General features: G+C 43.9%; 15 protein-coding genes. 1 reads left to right on the forward strand and 14 read right to left on the reverse strand.

The window, feature by feature from the left end; genetic code table 11:
- Positions 1–61 precede the first annotated feature (61 nt).
- From tssC to tpx, 13 genes are all read right to left on the reverse strand, one after another.
- Entirely contained in the window at positions 62–1,564 is a 1,503-nt protein-coding gene (gene tssC / locus XDD1_RS08760) for a type VI secretion system contractile sheath large subunit (RefSeq protein ID WP_045970423.1), read from the reverse strand.
- A 3-nt stretch (positions 1,565–1,567) separates the two neighbouring features.
- A complete protein-coding gene (gene tssB, locus XDD1_RS08765; protein ID WP_045970425.1) occupies positions 1,568–2,116 on the reverse strand; it encodes a type VI secretion system contractile sheath small subunit in 549 nt (182 codons plus the stop codon).
- 66 nt (positions 2,117–2,182) lie between these two features.
- The gene (gene tssA, locus XDD1_RS08770) at positions 2,183–3,253 is read right to left on the reverse strand and encodes a type VI secretion system protein TssA (protein ID WP_045970427.1); all 1,071 of its coding nucleotides are present in this window, start codon (positions 3,251–3,253) and stop codon (positions 2,183–2,185) included.
- Between the two features lie 8 nt (positions 3,254–3,261).
- Complete coding sequence (gene tssM, locus XDD1_RS08775; protein WP_045970429.1) at positions 3,262–6,828, reverse strand: type VI secretion system membrane subunit TssM; 3,567 nt, start codon at positions 6,826–6,828, stop codon at positions 3,262–3,264.
- Positions 6,829–6,840: 12 nt separating this feature from the next.
- Positions 6,841–8,058 (reverse strand): DotU family type VI secretion system protein, encoded by a 1,218-nt coding sequence (locus tag XDD1_RS08780; RefSeq protein WP_045970431.1) that lies wholly within the window; start codon positions 8,056–8,058, stop codon positions 6,841–6,843.
- 23 nt (positions 8,059–8,081) lie between these two features.
- Positions 8,082–9,437, reverse strand: a complete 1,356-nt coding sequence (gene tssK / locus XDD1_RS08785; protein ID WP_045970433.1) for a type VI secretion system baseplate subunit TssK — start codon at positions 9,435–9,437, stop codon at positions 8,082–8,084.
- A 26-nt stretch (positions 9,438–9,463) separates the two neighbouring features.
- Positions 9,464–9,961 carry a type VI secretion system lipoprotein TssJ gene (gene tssJ, locus XDD1_RS08790; protein WP_045970435.1) on the reverse strand — a complete coding sequence of 166 codons (498 nt, stop codon included), beginning with the start codon at positions 9,959–9,961 and terminating at the stop codon, positions 9,464–9,466.
- An 86-nt stretch (positions 9,962–10,047) separates the two neighbouring features.
- The gene (locus XDD1_RS08795; RefSeq protein ID WP_045970437.1) at positions 10,048–10,449 is read right to left on the reverse strand and encodes a DUF4150 domain-containing protein; all 402 of its coding nucleotides are present in this window, start codon (positions 10,447–10,449) and stop codon (positions 10,048–10,050) included.
- 20 nt (positions 10,450–10,469) lie between these two features.
- The gene (locus XDD1_RS08800; RefSeq protein WP_408068292.1) at positions 10,470–11,060 is read right to left on the reverse strand and encodes a DUF3540 domain-containing protein; all 591 of its coding nucleotides are present in this window, start codon (positions 11,058–11,060) and stop codon (positions 10,470–10,472) included.
- Positions 11,061–11,131: 71 nt separating this feature from the next.
- Positions 11,132–12,205 carry a pentapeptide repeat-containing protein gene (locus XDD1_RS08805; RefSeq protein ID WP_045970439.1) on the reverse strand — a complete coding sequence of 358 codons (1,074 nt, stop codon included), beginning with the start codon at positions 12,203–12,205 and terminating at the stop codon, positions 11,132–11,134.
- Complete coding sequence (locus tag XDD1_RS08810; RefSeq protein ID WP_045970441.1) at positions 12,202–14,796, reverse strand: DUF2169 family type VI secretion system accessory protein; 2,595 nt, start codon at positions 14,794–14,796, stop codon at positions 12,202–12,204. The genes XDD1_RS08805 and XDD1_RS08810 overlap by 4 nt, the downstream gene beginning before the upstream one ends.
- 31 nt (positions 14,797–14,827) lie before the next feature.
- Positions 14,828–16,750, reverse strand: coding sequence for a type VI secretion system Vgr family protein (locus tag XDD1_RS08815; RefSeq protein ID WP_052705668.1), 1,923 nt, complete (start codon positions 16,748–16,750; stop codon positions 14,828–14,830).
- 492 nt (positions 16,751–17,242) lie between these two features.
- Entirely contained in the window at positions 17,243–17,746 is a 504-nt protein-coding gene (gene tpx / locus XDD1_RS08820; RefSeq protein ID WP_045970443.1) for a thiol peroxidase, read from the reverse strand.
- A 245-nt stretch (positions 17,747–17,991) separates the two neighbouring features.
- Here tpx and zntB point away from each other — a divergent pair, with 245 nt between their 5' ends.
- On the forward strand, positions 17,992–18,975 hold the full coding sequence (gene zntB / locus XDD1_RS08825) for a zinc transporter ZntB (protein WP_045970445.1): 984 nt from the start codon (positions 17,992–17,994) through the stop codon (positions 18,973–18,975).
- A gap of 83 nt (positions 18,976–19,058) precedes the next feature.
- On the opposite strand, the gene ttcA is transcribed toward zntB, so the two are convergent.
- Entirely contained in the window at positions 19,059–19,952 is an 894-nt protein-coding gene (gene ttcA / locus XDD1_RS08830; RefSeq protein ID WP_045970447.1) for a tRNA 2-thiocytidine(32) synthetase TtcA, read from the reverse strand.
- Positions 19,953–20,057: the final 105 nt, after the last annotated feature.

Here is a 20,057-nt window from a genome sequence, read left to right on the forward strand (position 1 = left end):
AAAGTCACAGATAAAAAGAATAATGTTGTAGCTGATTAAGGGATCTCCTGATATTAGAAAATTAAGCGCTTTTTAATGAAGGCAATCTTGATACTAGACGTAAAGAAACGGTTAATCCTTCTAATTGATAATGAGGACGCAGGAAGAATTTAGCGTGATAATATCCTGGATTACCTGGAATTTCTTCTACCTGAACCTCTGCGGCTGCCAACGGTTTCCGTGCTTTGGTTCCTGGAGAAGAGTTTGCGGGATCACCGTCAACATAATTTATTATCCAGTTATTGAGCCAGCTTTCCATGTCATTGCGCTCCTGAAATGTCCCGATTTTGTCGCGCACAATACATTTTAAATAGTGGGCAAAACGACAGCAGGCAAATAAATAGGGTAAACGAGCGGAAAGATTCGCGTTAGCGGTGGCGTCGGGGTCATAATATTCAGCCGGTTTTTGCAGGGATTGTGCGCCAATAAAGGCGGCCATATCGGTGTTTTTGCGATGCAATAACGGAATAAACCCATTTTTTGCCAATTCTGCCTCACGGCGATCGCTAATGGCGATTTCGGTGGGGCATTTCATGTCCACGCCGCCATCATCAGAGGGAAACGTGTAGCAAGGCAAGTTTTCCACAATCCCGCCGGATTCTACGCCACGGATAGACGTACACCAGCCATACAATTTAAATGAACGGTTGATGTTAACCGCCATAGCATAAGCAGCATTGGCCCAGGTATAGTTACTGTGGGTTGGGCCTTCGGTCTCCTCCTCAAAATTAAAATCATCAACAGGATTGGTTTTATTACCATAGGGCAGGCGTGAGAGAAAACGGGGTAACGTCAATCCCAGGTAACGAACATCTTCTGATTCGCGCAAACTATGCCAAGGGGCGTATTCCGTATTCTGGAAGATTTTAGTCAGATCCCGTGGATTAGATAGCTCTTGCCAGGATTCCATTTGCATTACACTCGGCGCCGCCCCTGAAATAAAGGGGCAATGTGCTGCGGCGCTAATTTGGGCCATCTCACGCAAAAGTTCAACATCGGGTGCGGTGTGATCGAAATAATAATCGCCGATAAGGCAGCCAAAAGGTTCACCACCAAACTGACCATATTCCGCTTCATAGATCTTTTTAAAGATCGGGCTTTGATCCCAACTGACACCTTTGAAGCGTTTCAGCGTACTGCTTAACTCTTTTTTGGAAATACACATTGCACGGATTTTTAACATTTCATCCGTTTCGGTGTTATTGACCAGATAGTGCAAACCACGCCAGGCCCCTTCCAGCGTTTGGAATTCATCATGATGCAGAATGTGATTAATTTGCTGTGACAGTTTTTTATCGATTTCGGTAATCAGGGCTTGAATGGTGCGGTAGGTATCACTGGAGATCGTCACTGTATTTTCCAGTGCTTGTTGTGCCAGTGTGGTCACTGCGCTTTCAACCGCGCTGCGTGCCTGGTCGTTTTGCGGACGGAATTCTTTATTCAGCAATATACCCAGTTCATCAGGCGTATACTCTTTCGGAGCCTGTTCTTGCTGAAATTCAGTGTCTTGTTCAGTCGTGCTCATGCATTACTCCTTATTTTCAGCTTCTTCGGTGTTGGCATTTTCGGTATTAGCGGCACTGTCGGTAGGTTTTGGTGCTTCGGCCAGTGATTTCAGCAGGGCAGGATTTTGCAGGATATCGGCGATCAATTGTTCTGCGCCGCTTTTACCATCCATATAAGATAATAAGTTTGCCAGTTGAGTTCGCGCTTCCAGTAACTTAGCCAAGGGATCTACTTTTTTAGCAATCGCATCAGGCTGAAAATCTTCCATTCTTTCAAAAATTAATTCGATATTCAGTTTTCCGTCATGGGTTAACGTATTGTCCACCTGAAAAGCAACACGAGGTTGGATTGATTTCATGCGCTCATCAAAGTTATCAATATCGATTTCCATGAATTTTCGCTCACTCACTTCAGGTAAAGCCTCCAAGGGTTTTCCTGCTAAGTCGCTTATCACTCCCATCACAAACGGTAATTGAATTTGCTGCTCTGAACCGTAAAGTTCGACGTCATATTCAATTTGTACACGTGGGGGACGATTTCGAGCAATAAACTTTTGTCCACTGGATTTCATAACAAATTCTCCATACTGGCTAATAACGAGCTAATTTAATAAGACAGATTATTTGGGACACGACGATTAATTCGCATCAAAATTATCTGGACGACCAAAAATGATTTCGAGTTGATTTAATCCATCTGGGGCAAGATCATAAACAATCTCAATAAAGTCACGATCAATTAACCGTTGAATGCGAGCGATCATGAGCGGAGCGGGATGACTGGGTTCATAAATGAGAAAATAGTTTTTAGCCTTTTCTAATAATATGCGTGCTTCATCACGATTACTGGCTTCAATTCCATGCCAATCATCAACGACCTGATTTGTTGAATGTGTTGAGGCCAGCGCTTTTTGTTCCGCTGCTTTCTGTTGTGCATATAAAGTTGATGCAAAAATATTTTGGTGATCTGGCTCCTTAGCCGTCCCTCTGGTTTTCGGGGGTATGGGACAAAATTCAATCACTTTATTTAATTGTTTTAATAGCCGGGAGAATTCCGGAGCATAGCTTTCTGATAATTCCCGGCGAATAATGTCGAGTATTGCAATCAGGTGATCTTGAATATTGATCACTGCCAAAATTTCAGGGCTATTAGCCTGTTGTTTCAATTCCTCCTGTAATCGGGAGCGCCCACCGGTATAGCCATTAATTTCACTCATTGTGCCGTCGAGCAATGAAGCAACTTCCTGCAACGATAATTCTTTTGAAATACTTTTCAGTAGAATGGAACGTTGCACTTCGAAGGTGAGAGGAGAATCGTCCTCGATCGCGGCAAGTATGTTGAGACGAAATAAGGGGTCATATTCTCCCTCAAACTCCAATTTCGGCCAAACTTCTTGCCAATAACGCTCTAATGTCTGCTGAAGCAAATTCAAGCCATCGGCATAGCCACATAATCCCCGTGTTTCCAGCCATGATTGTGTTAGCGCCATGATAATGCGTAGATCTTTGGTACGGCTTAACAGGCTAATGGCCTGTTTTTCTGCTTGTATCCAATCAGGAGGCTCTGCGGGAATGGTGACATCACCAAACTGCTGTTCTGTTCTTCCGTACAGGGATTGCTCCAGTGCCATAAATTCAGGGTCATATTCCAGATCCCCTCCGCAAGGAGATTCGAGACTGACGGGTTCGAGTAAGGCGTCAATGTTCATAGTCTTTATCATTTGGTCAAATTAGGGCAAGTGAAGCGGGGAAGTTGAAACGGGCTAAAAATACTGTTTGGGATAAACTCCAGTGAAACATGATGACCTTTGATGTTAAAGGTTACGCGCTGGCTTGCATCATGACCTGGAGTTGGATTTCGTGTTGCATATCTCGCATGGTCAATGAGGCGATTTAACGCCCACGAACCGGAAGTGATGAGGTTTGCGGTGGTGCCATCTTGTAAATTCAATTGGATACGAACCTGATTGGTGCCATTGGGGCCGGGCCAATTGAGTGACTGTGAAACTTGTGGGCCGTGGCTATATTGCAATTGCTGGCCGTCAACATCCAGTATCATACTTAAGATCTCTTTATCCATACTCATGGTGCGAACGATGACACGGAATGAAGGGATAGGCGAGCCACTGCTGAACAAGGTATCCCGGATGATCTGGGCTTGTTGGAATGGCTGGAGGAAACTTTTATTACCTGGCAGCGCTTTTCCATCCGTTCCCGGAATAAAGTGCCAGTTCGCTTGAGAAGTATCGACTTTTCCCACCAGATTTTTCTGGAAAAAACTGTCCATAATACCCGTTTGCGGAGCAAACATCCGCGCCATATCATCCGGTTTTATATCGTCAAGTGCTCTTTGTACCAGAGGGTAACGGTTGGCGATAGCTTGCTGGCAAAAACTTCGGACGTCTGCATTCAGCTGCTTACTAAGATTTTTTAAGTTACTGAACTGGGTATCACTGCCGGCGCCTATTGCCAACGAGGAAACTATGCCCTTGAATGGCACGGGCAGACGCTGCGCCGTAGCCTGTAGCTGGGTGATAATGTTATCTGATGGCGCAGGTATTCCCAGATTAGCCGCATTCTGCACCAAACCCAGATATTCATGTAATTTGCCGATTTGACTGAGAATATTATCAAAGGGAATCTGCTTATTTTTGTCATCAGAATTTTTTACCCCAGAACTTTTTGCCAATGCAATGAGTTGGGCAAAATGTTCTTTCAGTTCTTGTTCTGGCGTGAGTTGATTATCTTCCGGCAGTAATTGATTCGAGACGATTTTTGTCAATGAACCAGATTGATAGCTTACAAAATTACCTATTTTTTTGTCGAGCTTGCTGGTGTTTAACCCTTCATCCAGATTGACATTTTTACTGATATTAATCAGTAAATTGCGTATAGGGGAGGCATCTGAAGCCAACAACTGGGCTATAGTGGCGCGTTGTTCCAGGTTGTCAATATTATTCAGATGAATGCCGGCCAGAAAATTGTCCCACTGTTGAATATAATCACGGATATAAAATTGCCGGACTAAAAGCGCAATCTCTTTTGGCGCTTGTCTTTCTGGGTCTGGTGTTCCTGTATAGCGACCCAGTATCCATGTGTTCTGGCTGTATAACTTATCAATCAGGGTATTTAGATTTTTACCTGTGCCGATTCGATATCCTGCCGGCGTGAACATGCCCGATATATCTTGAGTGATCGGTGTCCCGTTGATGTGTGAGAAAATCAATCCGGCATCAGGGCCAGCCAGCGTTGTTAAGTTCACCGGGGATAAATTGGGATGATTCAATAACGCTTGTTTCAAATGGGTATAAACAAGTCGTGCCGGAGGAATACTGCCGAGTAGTCCCTGTTTCTGTTTTATCAGTTGATTATCACACACATAGGGAGACGTCACGACTTGACCTTCCAGTAATTGACGCAGATGACCGTCAATTTGCTGTAATTGCGCTTGTGAGATATCGGGGGGTAAATGAGCCTGCAAATATTGCATCACCCAATGATGCAAGAACCGACCGTCATAATGTTGAGCCTGACATAACATTTGATACGCTTTTAACGTATCGTAAGTGTCATCGGTATTATTGCCGTTGTCTTGGCGCAATTGGGATGTTATTAACAAGACGACTTGTGGCAGCAGTAATGTTTGTAGTGCTTCGGTGTACAGGGTCAAACTGGCATTATTGATTTGCTCACCGCGATATAGCCCCATTTGGTATGACAAGGGCGGATCATCAAGTGAAAAGTGCGGGCTTTTTCCCAAATCCGCCACTTTGTTCAAAATAGGCATCGGAGTATAAATATCGATGCTATGCGTACTCTTTTTTAATTCCGCGGCTTGGTTCAGGATCGGGAAAATTTTATCCTGAACTTCCATCAGGTAGTTTTTATTATTGTGATAACTGATAAAAAATAAGCTAATGATTAGCCCCAGGATCACCGCCAGAATAATATAACCTAATCCCCTCAGTAGTCGGTTTCTATAAACCCACCAACGATTCTGACTGGCAAGCCCCGCTTCTTGAAAGGTATTTTCCAGTAAATTTTTCAGAAAATAGGCGCGGTGAGCGGAAGTTGCATCTGGCACCCCTTCCTGGGTTCCACTCGTGAAATAGAGTCCACGTGGTGAATACGGGATATCAAACCCTGATTTAGCAAATACGATGTCAAGGTACTGGGCAATTAATGGTCGTAGTGCAGCGAATTCTTGTGGAAACAGGTAACTTTCGGCACACTGCTGAGGGAGATTCAGGTGCAATAAGATATGGGGTAATTCTGCCTCTAATCGCTCCTGTAACAGACGATACTGCTGTTCAAAAACGTCGCCCAGATTCCAATCTGCCTTGTTCCACAGATCTGTTTTATTCCATGGAAAGTTGAAACCCCAAATTTGATCGCGCTGCGCCTTGTCAAAATGGGAAAAGTACGCACTAAATCCTTTCAGTAAATCCGTTTTGGTGATAATGACATAGATTGGAAATTGGATCTTGCACTGTTCATGTAATTCTGACAAACGCCTGCGTAATAAATAGGCTTGTTGATCACGCGCTTTCTTTGATGGATTTAATAAATCTTCCACACTAATAGTCACAATGACGCCGTTAAGTGGCTGGCGTGTGCGATATTTTTTCAATAAATGGGTAAAACACTGCCATTCGTGGGCATCTTGTTCGGGCAGTGTGTCCTGAGTGGTATATCGTCCGGTCGTATCCAGCAGGACAGCATGGTTAGTGAACCACCAGTCACAATTATCCGTTCCTTTTATGCCGGACGGGGTAAAGGTCTTAAAATGATCGGCTAATGGAAAGTGCAAGCCGGAATTTGCCAGTAGGGTGGTTTTCCCTGAGTTAGGGGCACCGATAAGGACATACCACGGTAGCTGATATAAATATTGACGGTTAAAGAGGCTCCAGCCCGGTTTATATTGGGTGTTCAAACCATAAAAGTAGGCATTTTTGAGTAACCGCAAGGCATCTGAAAAGTGCTCTGCCAAGGGGATATATTGTGGATCTTGTAATTGCTCACGCTCGTCATTGCCTCTGTTTAATGGAGTAGAAAGCTTTTTATTTAGCCAAGCCTGATATGAGCGGGTCGCTAACTGGATAAACAGCCAGACAAGGTATAATGAAGCAATGGTCACTATGCGTACTGTACTTGATTCAAAAGGTATTACGTTGCCGACAGAAGTAATAGGGCCAATAAACCAGATAATAGAAGAGATGGCGGTTATTCCAAGGAAACTCCATATTAACCGGCTGGTAAAAATAGCAAGAATGGCATTCAACATATTTTATTTTCCTCACTCCATCTGATTTACAGGAGGAACTAACAGTATGATTTCAACCCGTCTGTTTTTAGCGCGGTGGCTTGGCGTATCGTTAGGGAATAGGGGGTTACTGTCTCCTCTGCCTTCTGTACTTATCCGTTCAGGATGATCCAGATATTTTTGCAGTGCTCTTTTGACTGATTTGGCTCTGGCGAGTGATAGTGCATAGTTGGATGAAAAAATGAGGCTATTAATGGGAACATCATCGGTATAACCGATAATTAAAATTCTTCCCTCGATATTATTTATTGTCTCAGCAATATGTTTAATCACGCGGAGATAACGGTTTTTAATTTGCGTGGAACCCGTATTGAATAAACCATCGCCTTTTAAGGTGATGAGACTTCTATCGGCTAAATCCGTTACATTCAGTAATCCCGCTGTACTTTCATGTCTCAGTTTATCTTGCAGATTTAACGTCGGGGGCATGAAAGAAGAAACGCGATCATTGACTGATATATTGGGCAAATTGACTTGATATATTTTCGACAATACCGGGCTGGATATATTTTCCAACTGCCAATTCAGGCCGATATACAGAATACAGGTAATAAAACAGACGATTGCTATATAGGCCCAAATAGGGAAGGAAGATTGCCTGAGTTTATTTGGGGCTACGATCCTCTGCAATGCCGGTGAAAGTTCAGGGGGATAGTTGCCACGAATCGAATGGATTAATTGAAACAGGCGCTGTTTCAAGGTTTCCAGTTGAGAGCGCCCATTATCCATGACACGGTAGCGCCCTTCAAATCCAAGCTGGAGACAGAAATTAATCAGTTCCAGCAACCAGAGATTCTCTTGGGGTTTTTGGGATAGCGTGGCTAACAATTGGAAAAATTTCTCCCCTCCCCAGGTTTCGTTATGAAACGTCACCAGCAATCCACGGCCAGACCAAACACTGCTAACTCCCCAAGGTGTCAGCGCTGCGGCTTCATCCAATGCGGTACAAAGGCAGTAGCGTGCACCGATAATGACTTCATAAGGTAATTGGGCATATTGGCATTGCAGTTCAAAACTGCGAATGTCATCGATCAATTTTTGCCGCAAATCGGTTGGATTCGGATGCTCAGTATACTGGCGGATCTGTGGGATGCTGTTTAATAGGGGGTTTGCGGCAGTGACTAATGGATTATCCCGAACGTCGCCAGAAAGCACAAAACGCCTATTGGGGATTTCTTTTTTCTGCGTCATATCAGCGGCGACTCCTATTAGCGCTAACTTTTAGCCTGACTTTGGGATCGATTTCGGACAGCCCAAAATTCCATGTGCAGGCCAGGAAATTGACCCGCCAGATGTAATGCAAAACCACTGGATTTTTCCATTTGGTTCCATAATTCACCCTCTTTTTCTAATTCGAAGTATAAGTAACCGGAATGCCAGGGAATTTGTCTGGGAACGGATGGCATGGCACTGATCGGGATACCCGGTAGCTGTAACTGAACCAATTCACGTATGCGGCCAACCGGAGCAATCTTCATCTGCGCTGGAAAGTAAGATATCAGCGTTTCTTTAGGAACATCCGCATAAACGGCCAATACAAAGCTGAATGTATTGAGCATATTGGCGTCAGGTAAAGTCGCCACATTCAGCCCATGAGAATATTCAGTCAGAGGCAACTGAATCGCATGTTCTTCCAGAATGATTGACAACCCTTGACGCAACAGGAGCATGAGGTGATTGAAACACAATTTTAAATTGTCATGATCATAAATGGGCAGTTTTTCTTCTGGAATTCGCGATGGCGTAAAACTGGCCAGTTCAGTAGCAAATTGCAACCATTCACTGAACAACCGCTCTGGATGCAGTAAGGATATATTCTGTATATGGTTGATTTGGCCGCTATAACGATTGACCAATGACAGCAAGAGAAAGTACATGACTTCTGAACTATTTTGTCGTCCCAATTGTAGCAGACACTGACTTATCTGTTGGCGGCGCTGTTCCAACAATCCCTGCAAATCATTGATGAAACCGACAACCTGAGAATGTGCATGGCAGTTGAGCAGGGGAGGAATAAAGTGTGAGTCAAGGTGTAATTTATTCTCACGGGTTCTATTGATAACATGCACAATACTGAGTGAAGTCCATTCCGGTGTCAGATCTGATTCCAACATCAACCGCAGGCGCATTCGCCCAAACTGCACGGTGGCACTGCCGACGGACATAGCATTAAAGTCATTGACTTCCGTATCAACACTGACAAAGCGCGCCATAGAGTCTTTGCTCTCATGAAAAATAATTTCTTCCCTTCCTCCCCGGAAGATCGGGAGTGCCAGTACGATATTTTCCCCAGTTTGATTTTCTGCAACTTGCAATGGGGCGGGGGCGTGTGCTTCGGTGAAATTAAAGGGAGTCCCGTCAGGAAAGATCCCGCTGGCTGAGGCAACCATGACCTTGCCCTGTTCGAGAAATGACGGATCTAATTTTAACGTTAAAAATCCCCAGTAATAGGGCACCTGAGCCATACCCCAATCGCGGACATAAGCCTCCAGATAGTTTTCAGCCTGTTGAAAGTGATGGGGACGCAAGAACATGCCTTCTGTCCAGATAACTTTTTCTGATCTACTCATCTCGTTCCTTCTCTTACGGCATAACGCTAATGGCATGTATTGACGGAATTTAAACCACAGGCTGTGACTTGAAGGCATATATCTAATGTGTCTGGTGACGACGCCCAAAACTGGTAGAAAGCAGGTTGTTCGGGAATAGGAACCGGCAACGAAATACGCCATCTTTTTCCATCCAGTTGCTTATATTCCGCAAAAATACCGATATAGTTCGTTTCTGGCAGGTTTTTTTCCAACAGGAAATACTGGTGTTGGAAAGGCAATAAAAAGAATTGCTGAGAATCAATGAAATTATTACCCAGTACAGCTTGCGCATTACCTTGCAGTGAGAAGAAATCAGCAGACATAAACTCTGAAGCCGACTTCAATAAAATAATGCGTATTTTTAGCGGAGCTGAGTCATTCACATTATTTGTGGCATTGAAAATCAATTTATAGGATGGCAATTTTTTCTGTTCTGATGATGAACATCCTGTCAATGCTATCAATGGCACGATCAATAATGGAAAAAACAGCAATATCAGCATTGCCCGTTTGAAACTTAACCTATTAATAGAGAAAGTCTCCTGTGTTTTATTATCAATCGCTTCAGTAGAAAAGAGACGGGGGGATATTATGCCCCTGAAATATCGACCTTTGTCTGACTGGGGCTAATGCGTGATCCTATGGCATTGGTTGAATTCTGCATGGTAGGGCTTGTTAGTCGGGTTGCTGGCGACCCTTTAATCAAGACGCTATTGGCACCCAGCGTATGGCGGGATGGCCCCATGACAGTCCCGGATGTGACGCCTAAATTGACCCCCGGATTATCTCCATTCGTTATGGCGATGATGGTTGTTATGTTATGCGCTGGACTACCCACAAAGAGAATATTGGCGGTACTGGCACTTATGCCACTAGTACCTTGTGCGGTATTGGGATAAGGCACCGGTATCGGAGCACCTGGGGGGCTTGGGGTCAGGCAGATATCGGGTATTGCCAGATCCATGCCACCTCCTTGCGTATTGGCGAACATGACTTTCTCCTTTATCTCTTTTATCCAATATGAATCTGTTCAGCATCTATTTTGGTGATTGCCTTGGCGGAAACGACGGTATTTTGGGCGTGTAGCCGTGCATAACTCTCCGCTCGCATATCCAATTGCCCTGCGTGCACTTGTTCTGTTTGCGTCGTATGACGAAAAAGACGATGGCTTAACTGAGTGACCGTTTGCCAAACGGATTCAAATTGATTGCCTATCATCTTTGTGACGGATACCCAAGCGGACAAAGATTCGCCACTGTATTGCATTTCATTGATATGGCAATTTCCATTGTCGGCAATAATATTCAATCCGTTACTGTTTAGATTCAAATTTCCCTGAGCGGTAATGGATAAATCGCCGGGTACCTTGATTTCAGCCGGATTTTGTTGCTGTGCCCGCTCTAATATTGCCAATATCCAGTGCTGTTTATTGGCTTGTACAAGTAATACATTATCCCCAATTTCAGGTGTCAATAGGCAACTGGCGGCTTGTTGACAATGCCAGCTACGGTTTTGGTTCTCAACCACTACACTGCCGTCATGAAGAATATTAACGACTTGGCCTACAATCTGCTGTAGCTGTTCTGGGTATGGCTGTTCCATGTACAGAGGTTCCGTAGCAAGAGTAGATGAAGAAAGTGCGTGAGAAGATTTCATCATATTGATCCTCCGGATTAAATCTTACGTTGGTGTTGTTGTGTACTCCACTCTTCAGCAGCAAATAATTCAGGATCATTTTCCAATATGCCTAAGCGATCAGTGAATAATGTCCCAACCTGTTGAGTACGATGAAAAAGGGTTCTCATAAATTGAGCAGAACGAAAATCACCATGATTAACATTGGCATAGGAAAAATCCGCATAGGTCATTTCGCAGCCAACAAATTGTGCATTGACTGCCCGGACTTTTTGCATGATGGCTTGTTGCAGTTGACTTTGCCGGAAATCAGTCCACTCAAGGCAAGCACCGATAAAAATCGCTTCATTAAACAGACTGTTGTGGCAACAAGCACGGGTCAAATCGGCGTTGATAAATAACGCTTGGGTAGCATTGACATTCGAAAGTTGAGCATCTTGCAGCGTGCTTCCCTGAAAGTTGCAATGAGTTAACGTTGAGTGATTAAAATTAACGGCATCAAGTTGATTATTCGTAAACTGACATTCTTGAAATTGCAGTTTTTGGTAATCTTGACCGCGCTGATCACATTCAAAAAAAACGGTTTTGATGAACTGACCGGCATAAAAATCCGTGTTTCTTAAATCCTGACGAAAAAATGTGGCCAGGAAAAAGCGGCTATTACGTAATGTTGCGTAACCCAGAACTGAATTGATAAATGTCACGCGCTCAAATTCACTATCAATAAAGTTGGCATATTGCAGATGGCAGGATAAAAACTGAGTACTGTTTTGCTTTGTGATTTTGAACTGGGTTTTGTTCAAAACACATTGGTTGAACAGACTGGCGTTCAGTGTCGCCTTATTGAATATCGCGCGTATCATATTGCATTGTTCAAACAAGGTTTTTTCACATAGAGCCGAATTGAAAGCAGTTTCTTCGAACAGGCATTCAGTAAAAACCGACTCTTCAAGAATAGTATGAGAGAAATCGGCATCTGAAAAATCTACCGCCCTGAACCTGCCGCCGGATAAATTTTTTCCAACCAATGATATTCCCTGCAAATTGACTTTTTCAATGACGTCACCTTGTTTGATTTTAATCATGACTTCATTGGCCGTCAGCGTACTCATATCACTTCCTGATCACGTTTAGGTAAGGTTTTAGTACGCTGCGTATAGGTATGATTAATCAAGGTGGTGTTATCAATGATCGACTGGGACATATCCGTGCGAAACAAGTTAGCCTCGCGTAAATTAGTGCCACAAAACGTACATTTCTGCATAAAAGCCCCAATCAGGTTGGCATTATTCAGCAATGCGTTTCTAAAATCTGTTCTGACAAATAGACTTTTGCTGGTATGCAAATACTGCATATCGGCCAATTGGCAGTTGGCTTCGCTCAAGTCACTGTTATTCAGCGTTGCAGCGCAGAAAGAAGCCTGAACCAAAGGGGTCTGGCGTAAATTACATTCCGTTAATGTGGCATAGCAGAAATCGGCCTGATTAAGCACACTTTGCAGGGTAAATACGCAGTTGAGCAGTTTGGCTGATCGAAACCGGATCGCTTCTGCTTTTGTTGCTACCCATGAACAACTTTCGAGCATGGCATGATCAAAAACGGCGTTTTCCAACTGGCATTTGATAAAAGAAACTTTTTTTAAGCTGGCGTGGTTAAATTTCAGCGAAGGCAGCACCATTTCAAGAAAAGTACAACCTTGCCATTGTGAATGCTGAAAACGGCAACGTTTAATAAAGGTGGTTTGCAGGAGCAGATCGGTGAAGACCGCGTGGTTAAATCGGCAATGATCAAACAAGGTTTCCTGCAATTGCGTTTCCTTAAAACTGGCCGCTGAAAAATCGCTTTGTTCACATTTTGCCTGTGCCAGACAGGCACTATCCAGTTTTACACCATAGAGAGAGGCGTGGCAGATCTCCGTTCTGGCCAACATGGCCTCGCTGAAATCAGCACCATCTAATTGGCTGTTATTGAAACAGGCGCTTTCCAGCAAACTGTGGGAAAAATTGGCACCCCGCAGATCCATGCCGGATAAATCGGCTCCCGTAAAGTCCATTGCCCTGAAATCGCCCCCTTCCTGCATGATGCGTTGGACTCGCTTGCGAATAATTTGTGACAGATTACCCGTCAAACGCAGGGCCGGCGGTTGGGCTTGTACTGAGGCCAGATACATTTTATGGAGAGATTGCTCAAGTTGCTCCAGCTTCGTATCACTCAGTTCCCGTGATGTTTGCTGATCATGTTTTTGCTGATCATGTTGCTGGTACAGCGTATTCCGTATTTGCTGGGAATTTTGTGGCCCCCTGAGCGGATCTTTCATCGCAATGGGGTCGACCTCAATGCCTCGTTCTTGAGCTATTGCACGCATTTTTTCCCAAAGCTGTTCGGCTTCAAGATATTTTTGCGCCGCGTCTTGCTCGATTTGGTGCACAAACTCCGGTAATTCATCTGGCCTGGGATTGGAAGGCTGTTCAATACAGGGGGGAATGAGTGCACTGATATCTTTCCCGTATTTCGCCATACGCTCCTTTTGTTGCTCACGCAGGCGTTTCTCGCGATTTTGCAGGTTTGTCCGCAAGGGACTGGCATTTTTCGGTTGTTCTGTATCTACCCACGGGCCAATGATACTTTCCGGGATCAAATCCTTTTCCCGGAAGGCATATAATGCGCCTTTTGCTTTATCCGTGCGCTGGTTGAGTATTTGCAGATAATAATTTTCCGAGCACGCTTCGTGACTGAGTTCCATGGCAGAGAGCATTTGTACCACATCAGTGGCATCATCCTCATTAATACGTGCGCTGCCGTGCCAAATCAGGAGCATTTGTTCCAGATGGGGAAAAAACCACACCGTTGTATTGCGCATGATGATCTCTTCGAAAACCTCTTCGTCGGCGCGCAGTCGTTTGATAAAGCAGCGAGCTTGCCACGGTGGGAGTTTCCCGGCTTGTAGCGGTTTTTCAGGATGCATATTCCAGATGCGCCATGCGGCGTTTTCTGGTAGCGCTTGATATTGCTCCCACCATTGATCACGGGGAGCAGAATTAAATAATCGCCAGTCGATATCACGGGAAAAACCCGGAAATTCATTTTCCAGCCACTGTTCGTCATATTTTTTACCTATCCGAGTGAAACGACGTGGCCACATCAATCCCAGAGGACAAAAACTGGCGGGATTGGGGGTATCCCGTGGTGACAAAAGCTGCCTGTTTTGGGCTTCTATATTGGGTAACCGATGGATCTCGCCACCATTTTCCTCTGTCTCTGGGGCAAAGCCGATGCCGTGTGGATTTTCTTCATAATTTTTTCCGCCGAAAGCACGGCTCCAATCCAGTCTCATCTGGCCGAATTTCTGGGGTTCAGAGGGTTTATCACCAACCCAATGACGATCCCCGGAAACCATCAGCGTCTTATCCAATTGCTCTACCTGAATACGCGCGCAGCAGGCAGTTTTATCTGTCTGGTGATGAGTATAGGCATAGCCAGTTGCGAGAAATTCAGCGGAGGATTTGGGCATCGCGAGATCGATAATGCCATTGCAGGTTTTCAATTCAGCCTCTGTAAGTTGCCAAAGTTCTGGCTCAGGCCGTAGGCGAGGAGTCGCGCTCATATCGGTTAAGGCCATAATGGAGACCCCAAGATAATTGTGTTGCAACCAGCGATAAGGGCGGTGTAGTAGACTTAAGCGCAGAGGTTTGATGATTTGCATTGAAAAGTCTCGCATGAATTTTTTTAAGCACTTAACCCAATTGGATAAGCACCCCCGTTATAGAAACTTTAACCGTACCGTTAATGTCGAATGTAGAACTGGATGTTAAGGAGAATTGACTGGCTTTAAACTCAATGTTTCCTGTCACGGATTCATTTTTATTTCCTGTAATGCTCAATTTGTAATTTCCACTGATATTTTTAGTCAGATGACTGCCAACATCTAATTGATAAGAACCGCTGATTTTTTCTGATTTATCACCCGTGATATCGGCTTTATATCCGTCAGAGATGGTATATTTAATGCCGCCACTGGTGACCTCGATTTCCTTGCCGTTGGTCACGGTGGTTTTTTGTTTATTTTTGATCTCTGTGGTACGTGAACCCTCAATAGAAACCGTTTGATCGTGTTCCACCGAGATTTTCATGTCCTTCTCCGCGTGTATTTCAAAAGACTCTTTTCCTTGGGCATCATCAATCAACAAATAACTGGTATTCTCTTTTCCGCCCTCCAGACTGCGTGACATTATTCCCATTTTGGTGGCTTCGGCGGGTAATTCCCAGGGAGGCATATTATTCTGGTTGAAATTACGTCCCACGACGAGCGGCTCATCGGGGTTGTTATTAATGAAACTGACGAGAACTTCTTCTCCCACCCTGGGCACCTGTATTGCCCCAAATTTTGCCCCCGCCCAATTATTGGATACCCGTACCCAGCAGGAACTTTTATCGTCTTGGGTATCGCTTCTGTCCCAGTGAAACTTGAGTTTGACCCTGCCATATTCATCGGTCCAAATGGTTTTGCCACTTGCGCCGACAACCGTAGCTCGCTCAGTGCCTGCTATCGGCCACGGTGTGGTGCGGGGAGCGCGCCAGTTCACTTTGGCGGGAATAGCGGTGAACGCTGTGATGATTTTTCTTGTGCTATCAGCATCAGTAGGGGAAGAATTCGTCGCTATAATATAGGGGCTTTCATGCAGTTCATAATTGGCACTGATAATAAGATAGTCACCGTTATCTTTATCCCGCAGGGCATTTGATAATGTAAAGGTATAACCTGGGGCAATGCCTGATTCCAGGCTTTTCGCTTTTATAGACTGACTCTGCGCGGTACAGGATTGTTGTAGTATCCGAACATAGAATTGCCCTTGCGTATTTTCGCTGTAATTCCCTGGCCACTCAAACAATTCTGTTTTGGGGGCGGCCGGATCGGGATTTTGTTGCGTTTCTTTTAGCTGAGCATTTGGCTTAAGAAAGTTATAGTCACTCATCGTATAGAGTTTTGGCGTGATTGAATAACTTACAGTCCAGTCATAGAGATAACATTTATCTTTGTTTCTGGGTGGAAAAGGGTTTGGATAATATTCAAGCGAAGCATGTTCAGGTAGCGCTGCATGGGATTGAGGGGAATCAGCCAATATAAGGATATGATCACTTTGATTGTGCTGGAAATAGTAATAAATCCCTTCACGTTCCATTAGCCGGCTCAAAAAATCGAAATCAGTTTCTTTATATTGAGTACAATATTCTAATGGCTGGTATTTCGCATTGAGCTCATTCTTAAATTTTACCTTATGTTTATTAAGGATATCTTGAATAATCTCAGGAACGGTCTTTTTTTGCCAGATTCTGAAATCTTTATTTAAAGTGAGAATAAACAAAGCAGGTTGGATGATAACCTTATATAAATAATGGTAGTTATCGTAATAATCACAGGTAATTGCTTCACGGACAAGTCCGCTTAGAAAACATGGTTTTTCTGAAATGTTTGCCGGGTTCTTTATTTCTATTGATATGGGTTTGTTTCGTAACGCTTTGGTGTCAATATCTTTCTGTTCACTGAACAGTTCGACTTCAAAACTATAAATAGTTGATAGTTTCTCTTTTCCTTTTAATGACTTAAAGAATAAAGCGTCATCACCTAATGAAGAGTGAGCGATAATGATCCTTTCCATAAAAACCCCTTGTGCAACCAAAGCTACCGCATGAGCCTTTAGATTAAGGTTCAGAAAACAAATCAAAATGTTTTATCCACTGAATTACCTTGATCCAACTGGCTACACTAAGTAGATATCTGATGTCATTAATCGATATGCAATATTTCACAAGGTAAATTATTTTGCAACAGGATTATAACTAATGTTTCTTTTTAGTTAGTGATAGTGTGGTTTTGTGAATATAATGAGGTGATTGAAAAACAGGCGGTTATTGGTGCGATAATGAATACAATACTTTGATTTGAAAATATTTTTCAGAGGGAAGGTCAAAGGGCTTGATGTCGGCTGGAATAATGCGTCTTCATTATTGTGGGAAGGTTTGATGTATAAAATAAACGAGCGACGATAAAATACAATTGTAATTTTATCGTCGCCAGACAATAAACCTTTAAAAACAATGCATTGCTGTGTTAAAAAACAAGAGCAATGTGACTGTTAATAATGTAATAATTATTTCAATGCAGCTAATGCACTGTCATAGTCAGGTTCATTGGTGATTTCATCGACCAACTGGCTATAAATAACCTGATTATTTTCATCCAGAACAACGACAGCGCGTGCAGTCAGCCCACCCAATGGACCTTCACTTATTGCAACGCCGTAATCTTCCTGAAATTTCCCGCCACGCAGTGTAGAAAGCGTGACAACATTAGACAGACCCTCAGAACCACAAAAACGAGACTGAGCAAAAGGCAAGTCCGCCGAAATGCACAGGACGACAGTATTGTCTAATTCGCTGGCAAGTTGATTAAATTTACGGACAGATGTGGCACAAACACCGGTATCAATGCTTGGGAAGATATTAAGCACTTTACGTTTACCTGCGTAGTGGCTCAATGTGACATCAGCGAGATCTTTGGCAACGAGTGTGAACGCTTTTGCGGCCTGACCTGCTTGTGGAAAATCTCCGTTAACGGTGATATCACCACCTTGAAACTTGACGGTTTGTGTCATGGTTTAATCCCTCTATAAAGTAAACTGCGCCGTCAGTGTAAAGGAATAGTGCGATCTTGCCCACAAAAATAGATGCAATGTTGATGAAATACTCTATCTTCCTTTAATTAACAATGTCTTATAATATCGTTTAAACCCTGGTTACAGGGATACCTGATCACCAATCCTGAAGATGTCGCCTATAGTCATAACCATGTATATCAGCAAGAAACACCATGAAAATTGGGTACAAATAAGGAGCAGATGTGGAAACGATCTATGGCTCGGTATTTAACGGTTCAAATGCCATTTATGCCTGTCAGTTAAATGGTAAGGGAGGCATGACAGCATTTGGCGGAGATTCACTCGTAACAGCAGAGCAGCCAGTCTGGCAGCACCTTGATTACAAAAATTCAGCGAGCCATCAATGGCTCATGGATACCGCCTTACTGCCGTTCCCGGTAAAAGACGGGTTAGTGAGCGAAAGTATTCGCCCGAAGGTACTGCGCACTGGTGAAGGCACTTTGATTACCTTGAGATCGGTGAACCGCAATGATAATGCGCGTCCCGATCATCTGGTTTCGTTTCGCATCTATATTAATGACAAAATGATTATCTCCAGCCGGCATCGCAAAATTCATTGCATTGATCAAGTGCTGGACGATTTGCATAACGGGGTGGGGGCAAAAAGTACCGGTAATTGGCTGGTAGAAATCGCTGGTGCCATTACTGATGAAGTCAATGATTTTATTGAAGCGCTGCATGACAACCTGATTGAGTTTGAAGATGGTATTTTGGAGCAAAAAGTGCCCGGTCGTGGCGAATTAGTCTTGTTGCGTAAGCAGTTAATCGTTTTGCGCCGGTATATGGCACCACAGCGGGATATTTTCATTCGTTTAGCCAGTGAGCGGCTGCCTTGGATGAGTGATGAAGAGCGTCGTTTAATGCAGGAAATTGCGGATCGATTGGGCAGGGGAATCGATGATCTTGATGGTTGTATTGCCCGAACCGCCGTTTTGGCCGATGAAATCAGTTCCATGATGGCAGATGCCATGAACCGCCGTACTTACATGATGTCCCTGTTGGCGATGGTATTTTTGCCGACAACCTTTTTGACGGGGTTATTTGGTGTCAACTTGGGGGGAATACCCGGTAATACGTACCCGTTTGGCTTCGGCTTATTCACGCTTTTGATGTCACTCTTGATTGGGATTTTCGCCTGGTGGTTAAGACGAAGCAAATGGCTGTAAATGCGCATTAACTATGCCGATGCGGATTTGCGTATCGGCATTTTTTTGTCAGCAGCCTGTCACCAAGGCTGCTTTGCGGAGCATTAAATGTTTGTCACATCGATAAACAGGGTTTCATCAATGTTGGTTGATGAGACAACGGCTTCGTTAAACGCATACTCTTCCCTCTCTCCCGCACGATCCAACGGTAAGTTAACAAAGTCGAAAAGCGTTTTGTCTGCCAATTGGCTTGGGCTGACATTTTGAATAGATTTGAAAATACTCTCTACTCTGCCGGGGGTTTTTTTATCCCAATCGACCAGCATTGCTTTGATCGCTTGCCGCTGTAGGTTTTCTTGTGAACCGCATAAATTGCAGGGAATGATTGGGAATTGTTTGTGTTCCGCATACATAATAAGGTCAGCTTCCCGACAATAGGTCAGCGGCCTGATGACGACATTACGGCTATCGTCAGAGCGTAACTTTGGCGGCATGGCTTTCATGCGGGCGCCGTGGAACATATTCAGGAACAGCGTTTCAACGATGTCATCAAGATGATGACCCAGTGCAATTTTTGTTGCGCCGATTTTTTCTGCAAAAGAATAGAGCGTGCCGCGACGTAGTCTTGAACACAACCCGCAGGTCGTTTTACCTTCAGGCACTTTCTCTTTAACAACGGAGTAGGTATCTTTATCGACGATGTAGTATGGAATATCCAGGCTTTCAAAATATTGGGGCAAAATATGCTCAGGAAAACCGGGTTGTTTCTGATCAAGGTTTACTGCAACGACTTTGAAGTTTATGGGTGCCGCTTTTTGCAGATTCAACAGGATATCTAACATCGCGAATGAATCTTTGCCGCCACTGATACATGCCATTACCACATCATTATCTTCAATCATATTGTAATCAATAATCGCATTACCAACATTTCTCCTCAGGCGTTTTTGGAGTTTGTTGAATTCAAGTATCTCTTTTCTGTTATCTTTTTGATTCATTGCGACTTCTCACATTGCCGATAATATCGACGATAGATTTCCTGTATGGACTTTTGGCAGGAGGGGGATTATACGGATTTTTCCTTTTTTTTGAAATAGATCGTT

The organism is Xenorhabdus doucetiae (assembly GCF_000968195.1).
GTDB lineage: Bacteria > Pseudomonadota > Gammaproteobacteria > Enterobacterales > Enterobacteriaceae > Xenorhabdus > Xenorhabdus doucetiae.